We start from the raw sequence: 15,895 nt of genomic DNA on the forward strand, positions 1-15,895 counted from the left end.
TTCTATCGGCTGCCCCCGCCTACCTCGGCGAGCAAAGGTGGCGGCAACGGTGTGGGTGTTGTCGTCGACGGAGGCGATGCTGTCGCGTTGGACGTTTCCGCCCGGTGGAAGTCCACCATCGCTTCCTCGCGAATGACCTTGCTACCCGCGCTGACGGTCAGGGATTTGGACGTCACAAAGTAGGTGATTCCGTCGTTTTCGGCGACGAACGTCCCGTCACCGGATTGCGACGCGGGGACGATCAGCTTGGCGCCATCGCGCAGGCGCACACCGCGGTACTCGTACTGACCGCTCGACGTTTTGCAGATCGCGACCCGCGAGCTCGAAGTGCTGCCGAAGACGACAACCGTGTTGGGCGCAGTACACCGCGCAACGGAGTCGACGTAACCCTGGGCGTCGTTGGTGGGGGCGGCGATGGCCGACGGCGCGCCGGTCGCGAGCATCGCGAGACACGCCACCGCAGCGGCGGTCAGGCGCAAAGGTGTGGAGGCGGTGGTGGGCATCGCCTCCACCCGACCACGGCCGCGTTATTTGCGCGAGCGTCGACGCCGAGTCACAGCTAAATCGTTAGGTCCCCGAGACCCGCGCCCGACTGGAGTCGCCCGCGTGGCCGACGCATTCTCACCCGTAGCGCCTAGCTCAGAACCCAGGCTGCTGGGAGGTGGTCGGCGCGATCGGCACCGAGGTTGCGGGCAGACCTGGGGTTCGGCGCTGTGTGGCGGGAATGGAGCCTTGTGTGGTCGGAGTTGCTTGGGTCCGCGGGCCGGAGGGCTGGTTGGGTTGCGCGGGCCGAGGTTTGGGAGCCGCCGGCGCGGGTTGAGCGGGTGTTGCGGGATGCCATATCGAATGCCATATGTGCTGCAGGGTGTGGTCGGAATTGTTAGGCGCGGCGTGCGTTGGGCTGGCAGCCGCTGAGGGGGCGAGGGCTACGGCGATCGCCAAACCCGCCCCGGCGAGAACTTGTGTGGCCGCTACTCGTGTCAATTGCACTGCTCGTGTCCCTTCCCATGTAGACCGCCGGTTGCGTTCCATAAGTTGACTTACGGAGCTGCAGTGTGTCCGCGTTCGCAATGCGTTACAGGGCGTCATGATTGCGTCACTTTTACGGCACGACCGTTAAGCCGAGCCGACGACGGGTGGCTCAGACGGCGGCCAGCAACGGCACCAACTTGCCGCATATGGTCTGGATGTGACGGATTACCAAAGGTTCGGGCATTCCAGCCAGTGAGGCGAAAATCAGGACGGTCTCTACCGGAGCGCCAGCCGTATAGTCGATGATGTTGCGCGCCACCGTTTCTGGCGTGTCGCACCAGAAGTAGCCAAGCAACGTGTCCGGTGTGCCAGCCCGGATCCGTTCCGGATCGACTGCCGCTGGAGGTGAGGCGTCGGTTCCGTCAACGCCGTGAGCCGCGTAGGTATCGAATTGATGGGCCATGTGCACGCGCACCGTGGGCCAGTCGGCTTCTGGATCATCGCTGACCCACGTGTTGATCCAGCCCGCCATGCGCGCCCTACTCGGGTCATGGCCGCCTTCGCGTAACCCTTCCCGGTACGGAGCCCAGTTTCGAGCGTCGGCCGACAGCAACGGCAAACCGAGGACCCCAGCGCGGCGAGCGCCCTTCGGGCCCTGATAGCCCATCCATATAGGAACCTCGGCCTGTACTGGTTGTGGTCGCACACCGCCAGCGGACAACAATCGACGGAGCTCGATCGCCTTGGCATCGGTCTGCGCATAGCGACGGTGCGGGTCCGCGCCGAACAGTTGGTATTCGGGAAGGCGGTATCCGGTGCCCAAGCCCAAATCGAGCCGACCACCGGAGATCAGATCCACCATCACCGCCTGCTCGGCGATCTCCGCGGCGTGGTGCAGCGGCGCGAGCACTACGGCGGTGCCGAGCCGCACGCTGGAGGTCCGCGCTGCAACCGCGGCGAGAAACGTCAGCGGGGCAGCCACGTAGTCGTCGCTGAAGAGATGGTGCTCCGACAGCCAGATCGAGTCGATTCCCAGATGCTCGGCTTCTTCGATTACTTCCAGCGTGAAGGCGTGTAAGCGAGCGGGATCTTGACGCCATGCGGTCGGATTCCGCAGATCGAAGTACAAACCGACCTTCACAACGGGCCTCCGCTCATCTGACCGTCACAACGCCACCGTAGATGGTCAAGACATTGCGTCGCGGTGCAGCGTCGTCTCTATCGCTACCGAGTTCGCCTCGCGCTCGGGGGTTTTCGCATAGCGATGGCTATTTAAGGACTTTCAGGATTTCTTCGGCTAGAGGTGCGGCAGACGCAGGGTTCTGCCCGGTGAACAGATTGCGGTCGACGACGGTGTAGGGCTTCCAGATCTCTCCGCGGGTGAAGTCGACGCCGACCTTCACCAGTTCGTCCTCGGCTGTCCAGAAGGCTCGTTCACGCAACCCCACGGCGTCCTCTTCGTCGTTGGTGTACGCCGTTACGCGATAGCCAGCGAAAGGTGATACTCCGTTGCGGCGGGTGGCAAGAATGGCCACCGGTGCATGGCACACGATCGCAAGGGGCTTCCCCGACGCCAGTGCCGCGGTGAGCAGCCTGCCCGAGTCGGCGTCCTTCCACAGGTCCTCCATCGGACCGTGGCCGCCCGGGTAATACACGGCGTCGTAGTCATCCAGCCGGGCGTCAGCCAGCTCGATGGGCCTGCGCAACTCCTCGGCGGCGCGCAGGGTCTCTTCGAGGTCGAGCGCGATCTCAGCACTACCCGCCATCGCTGGTCGCAGACTCATCGAATCCACGTGCGGCACTACCCCGCCTGGCGTGGCCACCACGATTTCGTGGCCGGCGCCGGTGAGCGCGCTGTAGGGGGCCGCGAACTCCTCGGCCCAATACCCGGTCGGATGCCTGGTGCCGTCTTTGAGCGTCCAGTAACTCGCCCCGGTAACGACGAATAGGACTTTGGCCATCTGAAGATCACTCCCGTCTGTCGGGGAGGCCTTAAGCGGGCAATCGTAGAGCCCACGGGCCCCAATGTGGCCGAATCTTACGTGCCTTCCTCGTCGGCAGCAATGGCGAAATCGGGTCGGTTCGGTCGAAAGTTGCTGTCTCAGCGCGGATCACGCTTTGGGGGCCGGCAGCGATCCAAGCGTTCGAACCGAGGCAATTCGGTATGCACGGTGACACAACGTATTTCGACTGGGACGGCGACTGTTCTCACGGCGATGGAGATACCCTCCGCGGCACCGGGTTTCAGCAACTTCACAGGGCCGTGAGCACATGCTCAGCCACCCTGGCCTGATTGGCGTTGGTGGAGGCTGGCCGCTCGGAGCGTGAGGTGGTTGCGCTCGGCCAGGTTGTGCGCCTGGGCGGCGGCCTCCACGTAGAGTTTGGCTGCCTCGGTGAGATCGCCGGCCCGCTCATGAAGGTAAGCGGCCGATGCGGTGTACCGGGGAAGCATCGGGTCGAGCTCCGCGAGCGCGGCGAGTCCCGCCTGCGGGCCGTCCGCCTCACCAACTGCGACAGCGCGATTGAGCCTTACGACCGGGCTGTCGGTGAGCCTGACGAGCTCGTCGTACCACTCCACGATCTGCACCCAGTCCGTCTCATCGGCGGTCTGCGCGTCGGCGTGCAGGGCCGCGATCGCGGCCTGCGCCTGATACTCCCCGAGCCGGTCGCGGGCCAACGCCGCCTGCAGTATCGCCACGCCCTCAACGATCAGGTCGCGCCGCCACAGGCTGCGGTCCTGTTCAGCCAGTGGCACGAGACTGCCGTCGGCGCGGGTGCGGGCCGGCCGCCGCGCGTGGTGGAGCAGAAACAGGGCGAGTAGCCCTGCGACCTCCGGGTCTTTGGTGGTCGCGGCAAGCTGCCGGGCCAACCGGATTGCCTCCGCGGCGAGGTCGACATCGCCGGTGTAGCCCTCGTTGAACACCAGGTACAGCACCTTCAGCACAGTGCGCAGATCGCCGGGCTGATCCAGCCGGACGTCGGTCACCGTGCGTTTGGCCCGGCTGATTCGCTGGGCCATCGTCGCTTCCGGCACGAGGTAGGCCTGCGCGATCTGTCGGGTGGTCAGGCCGCCGACGGCCCGCAGCGTCAGCGCGACGGCCGACGCGGGGCTCAAGCTCGGGTGCGCACACAGGAAGTACAGCTGCAGCGTGTCATCGACCGACTCGGCCGGGCCGGGCGGCGGCTGGTCGACGACACGCAATTCGCGGTGCCGACGCGCGGTGTCCGATCTCGCGAGATCGATGAAGCGGCGCCACGCGGTGGTGATCAGCCAGCCCTTCCGGTCGTCGGGACGCTGGTTCGGCCATGTCTCAACAGCTTTGACAAGCGCCTCCTGGACGGCGTCCTCGGCGGTCGTGAAGTCCGCCCCGCGGTGGACGAGCGCCGCCAACACGCCGGGGATCAGCTCCCGCAGCTGGGCCTCGTCCACCGCGTCGGCGGCCATCACTCGGTGACGGTCGGCGGATGGGTGAGGAACGGCCGCAATTCGAGCCACTCGTGGATTGGCTTGCCGCCCGCGCCGGGCGCCGCCGACAATTCGCCCGCCAGCTCGACGGCACGCTCATAGGAGTCGACGTCGATGATCATCCAGCCCGCGATCAGGTCCTTGGTCTCGGCGAACGGGCCATCGGTCGCCGGCGGCTTGCCCTCGCCGTCATAGCGCACCCAGGCGCCCTGCGGTGCCAGGGCCTGGCTGTCGACGTACTCGCCGCTGCCTTTCAGCCGGTCTGCGAAGTCGTTCATGTACTGAATGTGCGCCTCGATCTCGGCGGGCGTCCATTGATCCATCGGCACGTCGTTGACGGCCGCCGGTGCGCCTCGGTAGTGCTTGAGGAGCAGGTATTTGGCCATGACTTTCTCCCTTCAGATTGGCGACCCTAGTTGGTCGCTCACCCCAGGGACGGAGCCGTCACCGCGTTTTCGACATCCGCCGCGAAACTTTCTGTCGCGTTGGCTGCGACGAGAACGACACGTCATTGGTGGCGGTGTTGCGGACGATTACACGGCGCGGGGGCAGCGCGGTGCGGCCGTCAGCGACAGAACTTCATCAATACGACAACACCGCGTCGCCATCGTCAGGAGAACGTTTTCGAGCAGTCTCGCGCCTTCGCGCTGCAATTTTGCACTTGCTGTTGGCGACATTGGGCTCCCCCAGCGCACCGCTCAGGAAGCGCTCGGTGACCGCTACTGAGCTGTCTGGCAAACCGACCGCTAGCAGTGCATGCGCTTTGAACGCCTGCGCAGCGGAACTCGCGCGGTGGATGACCGGATGCAACCGGGGATCGCAGCGGCCGCTGGGTCGAACCCCGATGAGGCTGATCTCTGCGATCTGGCGGTCGAGTGCGTCGGCGATGCACTTCTGCAACTGACTATCAGTGCGACACCGAGCGGAAGTGAGGACGATGCCGTATGGGCGTGGTCGTAAGGCATCGGTTATCGCGCTACCAGTGGTGACCTCACAGCCGAGGATCCTGCCGGCGCATTCCCCGTCATCGGCATCGGTGATAAGCGTGACTCTCCACCCGGCGAGGACACGATCAACGATCCACCCGCCGGCTTCTGCCACCACCTCTCGGACAGAGTCGGAGAACACATCCAGTCGGTATGGATTCGTGTGCGCCGAATCGCCGCTGCGATAGTGGTTTTCACTCTCGGCCCGTTGCATTCGCCTCCCCGTTCTACCTCGCCGGCCGGAGCAACATGGCAGTGGTTCCGCTGTTGGCGGCGCCCACTCCGACAGCCGCCAAGGCGACGTCGTCAACCTGACGGTCTCCCGCTTCGCCTCGGACCTGGAGACACGCTTCGTGCAGATGGCCGAAGCCGTGCAGCCGCCCACCGGACAATTGGCCGCCTGCGGTGTTGATGGGCAAATCGCCGCCGAGCGAGATGCATGCCGGGTCGGCAATGAACTCGCCGGACTCGCCGACCTTGCAGAACCCAAAGTCTTCCAACCAACACAGCACGAACACGCTGAAACCGTCATACAACGACGCATAGTCGACGTCGGCCACGGTGTAATCCGTCCGTTCCCATATCGTCGACCACCGCGAACTGATGCGTGCGATGTCTTCGCCGCCCTCCCACGTGAACCGATCGTGGTGAGCGCAGTCGAGGGCCTCCACCGTGACCGCCGGATGCCCCAGGGCCGCAGCATGTTCCGCACGGGAGATCACAAACGCCGTCGCACCGTCACATGCGATATCGCAGTCGTACATGCACAACGGATCTGACACCATTCGCGCACTCAAGTAGCTTTCCAAGTCCAGCGGATCGCTGTAAATTGCCGAGGGATTCAGCCGTGCATTCGCTCGCTCGACGATCGCGATCGATGCAAGCTGCTCCCGAGTCAGCCCGTATCGGATCATCCGGGCACGAACCTGCATCGCGGCGAGGTTGGCCGCGGTAGCACCAAAAGGCAATTGCCAAGACATCATTCCGGTAGGCCGACCGCCCCGCGCTCCGTACCCTTGGCGCCGACCCGCGCCTTGGGCGGTGCCCTCCCAGATACTGCGCCAGCACAGGACGTGGTCAGCCATACCCCCGGCGACCGCCAACATCGCGTCCACGACGGCGCCCAGCTGTCCCGGTGACTCCACTCCCCCTGCGACCCAGTTCGGTTTGATACCGAGGGCATCGTGAATGTCGCGCAATGACGCACCCGAGAATCCCGGACCCGCCTGCGATGCCCCGGGATACGTGGTCAACCCGTCGATATCGGCAAGGGTGAGTCCGGCGTCCTCGACAGCTGCGACGCACGCTTCGGCGGTGAGCTCCAACGCATCACGCCTCAGCCGCCTGCCAATGTCTGACTGGCCGATGCCACTGATGATCACCTTGTCGGTGAGCGGCGAGGTCATCGATGATCCGGCTCGAACAGTGGGATGAACACTTCGTCCTCACCATCGACGTACCGCTGAAACATCACTCGGACCGGCATGCCCGCAGTGACGTCATCGGGTTCGACGTTCACCAAATTGGTCAACACCCGAACGCGATCGTCCTCGACAGGCGTGACGAACGCGATCACATAGGGGGGTGTGAATCCTGGAAAGAACTGGTGCTGGTTGACGGTCCACGTTTCGACTAGTCCGCGACCGCTGAGCGACACGTATTCAGGCACTCCGTGGTCATGCGGGCACCGCAATGCCGGAGGGTGCACAAGCCGCTCGCAATCCGTGCACCGCTGCAGGCGCCATTCACCATTAGCGCCGCCAGTCCAATACGGTCGGTTCAGATCCGTAAGAAGCGGGACTGGCCGCTCAGTCGCGATCTCGCTCATTGCTCATCAGCGCCGAAGATGAAACGATCGGCGATCGCGTGCTCATTTCGGATCGACATCTCCTGAGCGGTGTTCAGCCACAGTCCGTCGAAACCCTTGGAATGCATACCGGCATGGATGGCGCCGATGTTCTTGAGATCCTGCGTCGGCAGCTCTCCCCAGCCGTCGTGGTCTTGCCAGCGCTCGAACTCCTGCCAGCTGGTTTCGGGAACCTCGCCGGGCGCGAAATGTTCGAGCGAGAACATCTCGAAGGTGCACCGGTTCGGATCATCGGCGTCGGGAAGCATTCGATAGCCCAGCAGACAAGACTTTTCGACGAGGATCACCAGCGTCGGGAAGACGTGCCAGTCGCCATTGCCCGCGAAGTACTCCTCCATCGACATCTTCGGAAAGTCGACGCCTTCGGCGAGCGCCAACTCTTCACACATCTTGTGGTACAAGACGAACGGCGGAACCTCACTCGGCTCCATCGTCGCTAGCTGCTGTGCGGCGCGATAGTCGCGCTCGGTGACCAGCGAGCCGACCTCGAGGTAGTTGTATTGCATCGAGTTGGCGAACACCTCGGGCCGTGCGGCCTGCTGCTGGCGCGCGCTGTCCCGGCCGGCCGTCTCGGGACGTTGCGTGTAGATGAATCGCGAGTGGTTGTCATAGGTGATCGTCGGTGTGTACGGGGCGTAGGCGTATTCCTGCGGCAATGCCGGTTCCGTCGTCGGCCGGGGGCCCTGGGCGGCCCGCAGGGTCTGCGGGTGCGTACCCGGGGTGTGGTAGCCCTCGATGAACGCATCGACGACGGTTTTGTAGTTGGCAGGCAGGAACGTTCGCTTGCGCCACCGGTAGCGCATGTCCTGCAGGCGGAACGGCGCCAGCGCTGTGGGTAGAGGGGCAAGCCAGTCGATGAGATCCGGTGGATCGTCGGCCATGCTGATGAATACCCAACCGCCCCAGGTGCCGACTTTGATCGGAGTCAGTCCCCACTGCTCCCGCGGGCGCGACGCGAACTCTTCGCGGCAAGGTACGAACGACGATCGTCCGTCGAGCGCATAGCGCCAGCCATGGAACTCGCAACGCAGGTCGCCATCAACCGCGCAACCACTACCGCGCACGACCTTCATCCCTCGATGCGCGCAGGTGTTGTAGAACGCCCTGATGCTGCGATCCTTCTGACGCACCACCACAATTGACTGCCGGCCGATTGAGTATTCGTAATAGCAACCGGAGTCAGGAATCTCTTCTTCACGACACGCGACCTGCCACACTTGAGTAAAGAGTCGATCGAGTTCGAGTCTGAGAAAGTCAGGATCGACGTAACGGGTCTTGGGGACGAAAGTCTCACCACACGCGTACTTCTCCGGCACCCGTTCGGTCGCCAGGTCGGTCATCGTCACCTCATCCGTAGGTCAGCTTGCAGGCGGCTTGTCGAAGATGTTGGGCCACAACACCGCTTCCTTGAACGATGTCTCGATCTCGGCGAATGCGGTGGGAATGTCCCACGTGCCGGTGGCTGAGACGATTTCGCGCTCGACGACGGGGTTGGACATCAAGCTGATTCGCCCGTTTCCGGCGAAGATGACTCGTCGATTGAGCCAGTCCGATTGGGTGCTCGCCAGATACGCGACAGGCGGCACACAGTTCTTCGGCGAGAGGCGCACGTTGGAGTCGGAGTAGTCCATGCTTCCGCCGCCCTTGATACCTTGCGTCATTCGGGTGCCCGCGATCGGCGCGATCGCGTTGGACGTCACCCCGTAATTGCGCAATGCATTCGCACAGGAGAACGTCAACCCGACGATGCCCATCTTGGCCGCCGCGTAGTTCGGCTGGCTCGGCGCTCCCTGCAAACCCGACATCGAGGTGAAGTTGACCAGCCTGTACTGACCGCCACGGTTCTCGCGCCACCACCCAGCGGCATGTCGGGTGACGTTGAAAGTTCCCTTGAGATGGACGGCGACGACGGCGTCCCAATCCTGCTCAGTCATCTTGAAGACCATGCCGTCGCGCAGGATGCCCGCTGCGTTCACCACGACGTCCAGGCCGCCAAGTGTGTTCGCGGCGCGAGCGATCAGATCGGCGCAGGCGGCGAAGTCGGTGATGTCGGTCGCGTCTGGGAACGCCTTGCCCCCTCGTTCATTGATGGCAGCGACGACGGCTTCGGCCGGGCCGGCATCGTGACCCGTGCCATCGACGCCGACTCCCGCGTCCGAAACCATGACGGTCGCGCCTTCGGCCGCCAGGCCTTCGGCGACCGCCGCCCCGATACCCCGGCCAGCGCCGGTGACCAGCGCGGTACGTCCGTCCAGTGCACCCATGTGTCACTCCTAGTCGAAGGATCTACCGCCCAGCATACAGAACATCATGACACAATTTGTTCAGGTGTTACATCTACTCGAATCCCCACTCCGAGTAACGGCGCTCGAGTTCGGCCAATGCCTCACGGCCGCCTCGGGCGGCGCGTTCCTTCATGAAGTTGAACTCGTCCTCGCGCCATGACAAGTTGCTGAACACGCTGTGCGCCATGGGAACCCAATCGCCGAACTGTGCCATTCCGACCGCGTGCCAGAACGCGATCAGGGCGTGCTTGCCAACCATCAGTCCGTCGGCCGAGTGATGAGCGATAGCACGCGCGTAGCGCAGCGCCTCACCATCCAGTCCGTCGACCGGCACGACGGATGCGGCGACGCCCCAGTCGTGTAATTCGGTCGCGGAGACCTTTCGCCCGGTGATCATCGCCTCGTAACCGCGGTTGGGACCAAGTTTGAGCAGGGCCAACGGCATCGCCGTCGAGAATCCCGCGAAGCCGATTCGAGCCTGCGGCCGCGCCAGATACATGTCCTCGGAGACGACCAAGATGTCGGCGGCCAGCGCGAGATTCATCCCCGCTCCCAGCGTGGCGCCTTGGCACGCGGCAATCACCGTCTTGGGAAATTCGAGCCAGGTCGTCAGATGGCGGTGCAGTCGGCGTGCATTGCCCATGCGAGCCGTTTGCGGCAGCCTTTTATCCTTTGTCAGCCCAGCCTGTTCAACCGGAAGACGCCGGACGTCGTCTCCGCTGCAGAAGTCTTTCCCTTCCGCCTTGAGGATGACGACCTTGATGTCATCGTCTTCTTCGGCGCGGTCGAGGCGATCCCTGAACAGTGCATGCATATCGGGCGACAGGATCGCGTTGCGGCGTTCGGGTCGATTGATCGTGATCTGCGCGATGTGCGGTTCGATCACGGCGTAACGAACCCAGTCCTCATCGACCGCGAGAGCCGTCTGGTCGTCAGTGCTCATGTCACCTCAATTCCGCGCTCGGCCCTACAGCACATATGAACACTATCCGCTCTATTGTTACATGAATGGTACTGTCCCCCGCATGCCAACCTTGACGGTCAGCAAGGACATCTCCGCGCGAGCTGACGCTGTGTGGGCGATACTGGCCAACTTCGGTGAGGTGGGATGGATCCCGATGGACATCAACGTGGAGGTCGAAGGCGACGGGCCAGGGATGCGCAGGAAGATCCACGGTTCGGGCGATGATGCGACGGTGGAGACGCTTGTCTGGATCCGACCCGAGCAAAAGAGATTGGCCTACGAGATCACCAACAACCCGCTGCCAGTGAACCGCTTCGAGACCGTGGTCTTCGTCGCCGACTCTGCTGTCGCCGGTGACGGGTGCCGGATCGGATGGGAAGTGGACTACGAGCCGTCCGGTGACGACGCCAGCGCCCGCGAGAGCATCGAGCTGGTTTACGGGATGATGGCCGGCTGGATCGAAGACGCCGCGACAGGTGCCGGCGCCTAGCCTGTACACATATACAGATTTTGTTCATTAGCCTAGAATGTTGCCGGTGATCGATCCCCTCGACCTAGTGCTGATCAGCGTCGACGACCACACCGTCGAGCCTCCCGACATGTTCAAGGGCCGAGTGCCGTCGCGGTTCGCCGACGATGCGCCGAAAATCGTGCACGGCGACGACGGCGTGTGTTTCTGGGAGTACGCAGGACTCCAGATGCCCAATATCGGGCTCAATGCGGTCGCGGGCCGGCCCAACGATGAGTGGGGATTTGAACCGTCGCGCTTCGAAGACATGCGGACAGGCTGCTACAACGTCGACGCTCGAGTCGATGATATGAACGCATCTGGGGTGCTGGCGTCCCTGTGCTTCCCCTCATTTCCCACTATCTCGGGGGCGCTCTTCACCTATCACGGTGACCGCGACATATCCGAAGTCATGGTTCGCGCCTACAACGACTGGCACGTTGCGGACTGGTGCGGCCGCCACCCGGACCGGTTCATCCCGATGGGCATCCTGCCGTTATGGGATCCAGCTCTCGCCGCGGGCGAGGTGGCACGCTTGGCGGGAGCGGGCTGTCATGCGGTGACGGTGCCGCAGCACATCGGCAGCTATGGTCAGCCGCCATGGCAGGACCCGCAGTGGGATGTGTTGTGGGAGTCGGTCTGCGAGCACGACACGGTCGTCAACATCCACATCGGTACCGGCGGCGGGGTTCCCGTCCCGTCAGATCAGACCACCTATCTCGCGTACAACTCGATGCTGGCCATTGACACGATGCGGTTCACTGCGGATCTCCTGTTCTCCCCCGTTGTCGTGAAGTTTCCGACGATCAAGTTCGCGCTCTCCGAAGGCGGGATCGGATGGATCCCGTTCCTGCTCGAGCGGTTCGAGGACATCTACTCCCGTCAGCGCGCATGGACCGGCGACGACCTCGGGGCCGGACTGAACCCGACCGATGTCTTCCGCCGGAACTTCATGTCGTGCTTCATCCGCGACCGGGTGGGAATCGAGATGCGCGACCGCATCGGGATCGAAACCATCTGCTGGGAGATGGATTATCCACATTCCGATAGCAGCTGGCCGGATGCGCCTGAGCAACTCGCAGCCCAGCTGGAGGGATGTTCGTCCGATGAGGTCGAAGCCATCACCTGGCGAAACGCCGCACGCGTCTTCGGCTTTGACGCCGTCGAGCGTCTCGGACGAGAGAATTGCACCGTCGCGGCACTTCGGGACAAGATCGTCGGCCTCGACCTGTCTGCGCCGAAAGTCGACGCAGGCCGTGCACCCAAAGCCGGCACTACGGCGATCACCTACGGCGAGATGAAAGAGCGGATGGCGTCGATCATTCGCGGCGGCACGTGACCGATCGCGACTACGGCGTTGTCCTCAACGAAGCGGACAAAGCGTTCCGCGACGAGGTTCAAGCCTTCTTATCCTCGTCGCTGACCCCCGACTTGGTCAGCCGAGAAGGCGAAGAAACCGATCGCCTTGATCGAATGCGGCTGTGGCAGAATCGCCTTCACGCAGCTGGACTGGCTGCGATTTCCTGGCCAGTCGCGTACGGCGGACGCGCCGCGACACCCGCCCAACAGCTCATCTTCAATGCCGAGATGGCTGCAGCACATGCCCCGGAGCCGATCAACCGCAGTGCCATCAATCAGCTGGGCCCCACGATCATCCAGTGGGGCACCGACGAGCAACGTGCGCTATATCTTCCCCGCATCCTTTCTGCTGAAGATGTTTGGTGCCAAGGCTTTTCCGAACCCGAGGCCGGCAGTGACCTCGCCGCGCTGAAAACCAAGGCTGTGATCGAGGGCGACGAACTCGTCATCACCGGACAGAAGATCTGGACGTCGAAAGCCTCATACGCAGACTGGATCTACATTTTGGCTCGCACCGACTCGACCGCCGCAAAGCGAGACGGGATCAGCTACATACTGGCTGACCTGAATTCACCCGGTATCGAAGTCCGACCCATCCGTCAGATCACAGGTGCCGCGGAGTTCAACGAAGTGTACTTCGATGCTGTGCGAGTACCCCTGAGTAATGTTCTCGGGCCCCTACACGGCGGCTGGAAAGTGGCTAAGTCGACCCTTGGGTACGAACGTGTCGGCCAAAGCCGTACGCATCGGATCGAACGCCGCCTCGACATCTTGGTGAAGATGGCGCAACAACCAAATGCATTGACTGATAAGGGTTTAGCTGATAGCTATGTCGCCGATCGAATCGCCCGATACGCGGCCCAAGTGGAGGCGTTGAGGCAGATCGCCGCGCAGGCCACGGCGGCGGGGGTGCGCGGAGTAAGCCCAGGCCCAGAGGCGTCCGTCGCCAAGCTGCTGACCTCAGAGGTTGATCAGTCGATGGCAACATTCGGCCTCGAACTCACAGGGCCTGCGGGAACACTCGAACGCGGATCCGCCGGGGCCGCCAAGCAAGGCAATGTCGCTCAAAGCTACCTGCTGATGCGCGCGGCCACATTTGGTGCTGGCACGTCGGAAATCCAACGCAACGTCATCGCCGAACGACTACTGGGATTGCCCCGTGACCCCTGACACCGCAATCTCGCCGTCAGCTTCACTGGACGAAATCGCCGACACTGCAGCCGAACTCGCCGAACTGCGCCAATCAGCCGACGATATTCTGCGGCAGGCCTGGTCCGTTGAGCGCAGCCGAGCGCTTCTGGACGGCCCCGGGCCGGCATTCGACGAAGCACTATGGACCACTGTCGCGGATCTGGGCTGGCCGGATGTATTGGTGTCGGAAGACAACGGAGGCGCAGGTGGAGCACTGCGCGAACTCGCGGTGCTCGTCGAAGCAGCCGGTGCCGCAGCAGCGCCGATACCGCTGGCCGCCACCGCGGCGGCGAACTGGTCCGAGGACCGCTGCTCCGACGGGGTCGCGGTCGTTCTGCCTGAGTCGGGAACACTAGCTGGCCAGACGGTTTCGGGCACCTTCAATCTTGTTCCCTACGGCGCCGTCGCGACGCGGCTGGTGGTACTGGCCGAAGACAGCCGACAGTCACTTCTGGGTGTGGTGGATCCGAACGGAACGGGCGTCAAACGGGAGCCGCTGAAGCCTCTCGATCACGGCCCTGCGGCGCTGATCACCCTTGACGGGGCACCGATCCAAGTGATCACCGACGGCGCCGAAGCTGTGCGCCACCATCGCGATGCCCTACTGCGGTTGCGCGTCGGACTCGTCGCCGAACTGGTCGGCGTCGCGGCAGCCGCCAATGACGCAGCGACCGAGTATGCAAAGGTTCGCGTCGCGTTCGGCCGACCGATCGGCTCGTTCCAGGCGATCAAGCACAGGCTGGTCGATCAGCGTTCGGTGATCGAAGTCGGTCGCGCGCTCGTCAATCGGGCCGCCGATGCGTGCGATCAGCACCAACCCGACGCAACGGCGTTGGTGTCGCTCGCCGCTTTCTGGGCCATCGACTCGCTGCGCGCCGTTCCAGAGGGGGCGACACAGGTGTTCGGCGGCATCGCCTACACCTGGGAGCATGAGGCTCATGTGCATCTACGCCGCGCCGCAACCCTCTCCGCGTCGCTGGGGTCACGTACAGAACACCGCACGGCGATCACCGACTGGCTGGCTGCCAGGAGCGGCGTTCAGCGATAGTCCAGTGTGACGTCGAGTCGATCGAAGGTGTTCACCAGCGACGATTCCCGCTTGATCCGCTGACCGGTGACATGAACTCCCTTGGCCCGTCGAAGCACCTCGGCAAGCACGAACCGGGCCTCGCGTCGCGCGAGGGCCGCCCCCATGCAGAAATGTTCTCCCACGCCGAAACCCACGTGTCCAGCCGCGTCGGAGCGGGTGATATCGAAGTCCTCGGCCGTGGGTCCCCAATGATCGACGTCACGGTTGGCCGACGCATACGCCATCAGAAGGCCCTGACCTTCAAGGACTTTCTTTCCCCGCACCTCGACATCCTGGGCGGCCTGCCGGGCCATGCTCATCACCGGTGTCCACCAACGCAATGTCTCCTCGACGGTGTTGTCGGACAGCGAAGAGTCGGCGAACAACGCGTCGGCCTGAGCGGGATGCAGATCCAAACACTCGATGAGACCTGCCAGCAGGCTCTGAGTGGTCTCGCTTCCGGCGGCGAGCAGCGTCATCGCGTAGACCATGATCTGCACCTCGTTGAACGGTTCATCGTCGATGCGAACCTGCGTCAGCATCGTCAGGAGGTCGTCCCGGGGACTCTCGGCCCGTTCGGCAGTAAGACCCAATAGGTAGGGCGCGATCTGGTCGAAGATCACCTGGTAGTCGTCGTCGGTCGCGAGCCCGCTACCCGCCTTGGCGATGGTAGTGGCCCACGACGCGACCTTGGACCAATCCGCCTCCGCCACACCCAGGAAGTACGAAAAGATGTACACCGGAATCGGTTCGGCGATGTGCTCGATCCAGTCGAACTCACCGTCGGGAAGGTCGTCGAATGCCTGGGCGACGACCTGCTTGACGCGGTCTTCCATCTTTGCGACCGCCGCCGGTGTGAACCGAACGCCTATCGCTTTGCGGTGTGCGCGGTGTTCAGGCGGATCCATGAACATGATTCCGCGACTTCCGAATCCCTGGGGGTCGACACCCTGTCGGTGCGCAATCAGATCCATCATGATCGCGATTCGCTCCGACGTGAACTTCTCCGGCCGCGCCGAGATCGTCTTGATGTCGTCGTACTTGGTGACGACCCAGAACTTGCCTTCCTCGTACCAGTGCAGCGGATCTGTCTCCCGCAACTCACGAAATGTCGCGTTGGGATCGCCGAGATAAAACCCTGGGTCGTCGAATCGGGCTCCGGAAATGCCGGTGATCGTCGCCATAGCATGAACAATAGAACAAAACCTGTGAAGCTGTGAACCGGGTT

Annotated in this window: 16 protein-coding genes and 1 pseudogene; 4 read left to right on the forward strand and 13 right to left on the reverse strand. The window is 63.4% G+C overall.

The window, feature by feature from the left end:
- Window positions 1-2: 2 nt before the first annotated feature.
- From ACWW36_RS29950 to ACWW36_RS30005, 12 genes and pseudogenes are all read right to left on the reverse strand, one after another.
- The gene (locus tag ACWW36_RS29950) at window positions 3-503 is read right to left on the reverse strand and encodes a hypothetical protein (protein ID WP_456139516.1); all 501 of its coding nucleotides are present in this window, start codon (window positions 501-503) and stop codon (window positions 3-5) included.
- Between the two features lie 638 nt (window positions 504-1,141).
- Entirely contained in the window at window positions 1,142-2,113 is a 972-nt protein-coding gene (locus ACWW36_RS29955; protein WP_456139517.1) for an LLM class flavin-dependent oxidoreductase, read from the reverse strand.
- A 127-nt stretch (window positions 2,114-2,240) separates the two neighbouring features.
- Window positions 2,241-2,933, reverse strand: coding sequence for a type 1 glutamine amidotransferase domain-containing protein (locus ACWW36_RS29960; RefSeq protein WP_456139518.1), 693 nt, complete (start codon window positions 2,931-2,933; stop codon window positions 2,241-2,243).
- 314 nt (window positions 2,934-3,247) lie between these two features.
- The gene (locus tag ACWW36_RS29965) at window positions 3,248-4,417 is read right to left on the reverse strand and encodes an RNA polymerase sigma factor (RefSeq protein WP_456142688.1); all 1,170 of its coding nucleotides are present in this window, start codon (window positions 4,415-4,417) and stop codon (window positions 3,248-3,250) included.
- Window positions 4,417-4,824: a YciI family protein gene (locus ACWW36_RS29970; protein ID WP_456139519.1), complete on the reverse strand. Its 408-nt coding sequence runs from the start codon at window positions 4,822-4,824 to the stop codon at window positions 4,417-4,419. Before ACWW36_RS29970 ends, ACWW36_RS29965 begins: the two co-directional genes overlap by 1 nt.
- A 196-nt stretch (window positions 4,825-5,020) precedes the next feature.
- Window positions 5,021-5,638: a hypothetical protein gene (locus tag ACWW36_RS29975; protein WP_456139520.1), complete on the reverse strand. Its 618-nt coding sequence runs from the start codon at window positions 5,636-5,638 to the stop codon at window positions 5,021-5,023.
- A gap of 13 nt (window positions 5,639-5,651) precedes the next feature.
- Window positions 5,652-6,830, reverse strand: coding sequence for a thiolase family protein (locus ACWW36_RS29980; protein WP_456139521.1), 1,179 nt, complete (start codon window positions 6,828-6,830; stop codon window positions 5,652-5,654).
- A complete protein-coding gene (locus ACWW36_RS29985; protein WP_456142689.1) occupies window positions 6,827-7,081 on the reverse strand; it encodes a Zn-ribbon domain-containing OB-fold protein in 255 nt (84 codons plus the stop codon). The genes ACWW36_RS29980 and ACWW36_RS29985 overlap by 4 nt, the downstream gene beginning before the upstream one ends.
- Window positions 7,082-7,108: 27 nt before the next feature.
- Window positions 7,109-7,252: pseudogene (locus ACWW36_RS29990) on the reverse strand (zinc ribbon domain-containing protein); the annotation flags it as partial.
- Window positions 7,249-8,631, reverse strand: coding sequence for an aromatic ring-hydroxylating oxygenase subunit alpha (locus ACWW36_RS29995; protein WP_456139522.1), 1,383 nt, complete (start codon window positions 8,629-8,631; stop codon window positions 7,249-7,251). The gene ACWW36_RS29995 and the pseudogene ACWW36_RS29990, both read right to left, overlap by 4 nt.
- An 18-nt stretch (window positions 8,632-8,649) precedes the next feature.
- A complete protein-coding gene (locus tag ACWW36_RS30000; protein ID WP_456139523.1) occupies window positions 8,650-9,555 on the reverse strand; it encodes an SDR family NAD(P)-dependent oxidoreductase in 906 nt (301 codons plus the stop codon).
- Window positions 9,556-9,628: 73 nt separating this feature from the next.
- Window positions 9,629-10,519, reverse strand: coding sequence for an enoyl-CoA hydratase/isomerase family protein (locus ACWW36_RS30005; protein ID WP_456139524.1), 891 nt, complete (start codon window positions 10,517-10,519; stop codon window positions 9,629-9,631).
- An 82-nt stretch (window positions 10,520-10,601) separates the two neighbouring features.
- Between ACWW36_RS30005 and ACWW36_RS30010 the strand changes: the two genes are divergently transcribed.
- The 4 genes from ACWW36_RS30010 to ACWW36_RS30025 are packed head-to-tail and all read left to right on the forward strand — an operon-like array spanning window position 10,602 to window position 14,646.
- The gene (locus tag ACWW36_RS30010) at window positions 10,602-11,030 is read left to right on the forward strand and encodes an SRPBCC family protein (RefSeq protein WP_456139525.1); all 429 of its coding nucleotides are present in this window, start codon (window positions 10,602-10,604) and stop codon (window positions 11,028-11,030) included.
- 37 nt (window positions 11,031-11,067) lie between these two features.
- Window positions 11,068-12,387: an amidohydrolase family protein gene (locus ACWW36_RS30015; protein ID WP_456139526.1), complete on the forward strand. Its 1,320-nt coding sequence runs from the start codon at window positions 11,068-11,070 to the stop codon at window positions 12,385-12,387.
- Complete coding sequence (locus ACWW36_RS30020) at window positions 12,384-13,577, forward strand: acyl-CoA dehydrogenase family protein (RefSeq protein WP_456139527.1); 1,194 nt, start codon at window positions 12,384-12,386, stop codon at window positions 13,575-13,577. Before ACWW36_RS30015 ends, ACWW36_RS30020 begins: the two co-directional genes overlap by 4 nt.
- The gene (locus tag ACWW36_RS30025) at window positions 13,567-14,646 is read left to right on the forward strand and encodes an acyl-CoA dehydrogenase family protein (RefSeq protein ID WP_456139528.1); all 1,080 of its coding nucleotides are present in this window, start codon (window positions 13,567-13,569) and stop codon (window positions 14,644-14,646) included. The genes ACWW36_RS30020 and ACWW36_RS30025 overlap by 11 nt, the downstream gene beginning before the upstream one ends.
- On the opposite strand, the gene ACWW36_RS30030 is transcribed toward ACWW36_RS30025, so the two are convergent.
- Entirely contained in the window at window positions 14,637-15,851 is a 1,215-nt protein-coding gene (locus tag ACWW36_RS30030; RefSeq protein WP_456139529.1) for a cytochrome P450, read from the reverse strand. The two genes, ACWW36_RS30025 and ACWW36_RS30030, sit on opposite strands and share 10 nt — an antisense overlap.
- Window positions 15,852-15,895: the final 44 nt, after the last annotated feature.

The sequence above is a fragment of the Mycobacterium sp. MMS18-G62 genome (assembly GCF_053877835.1).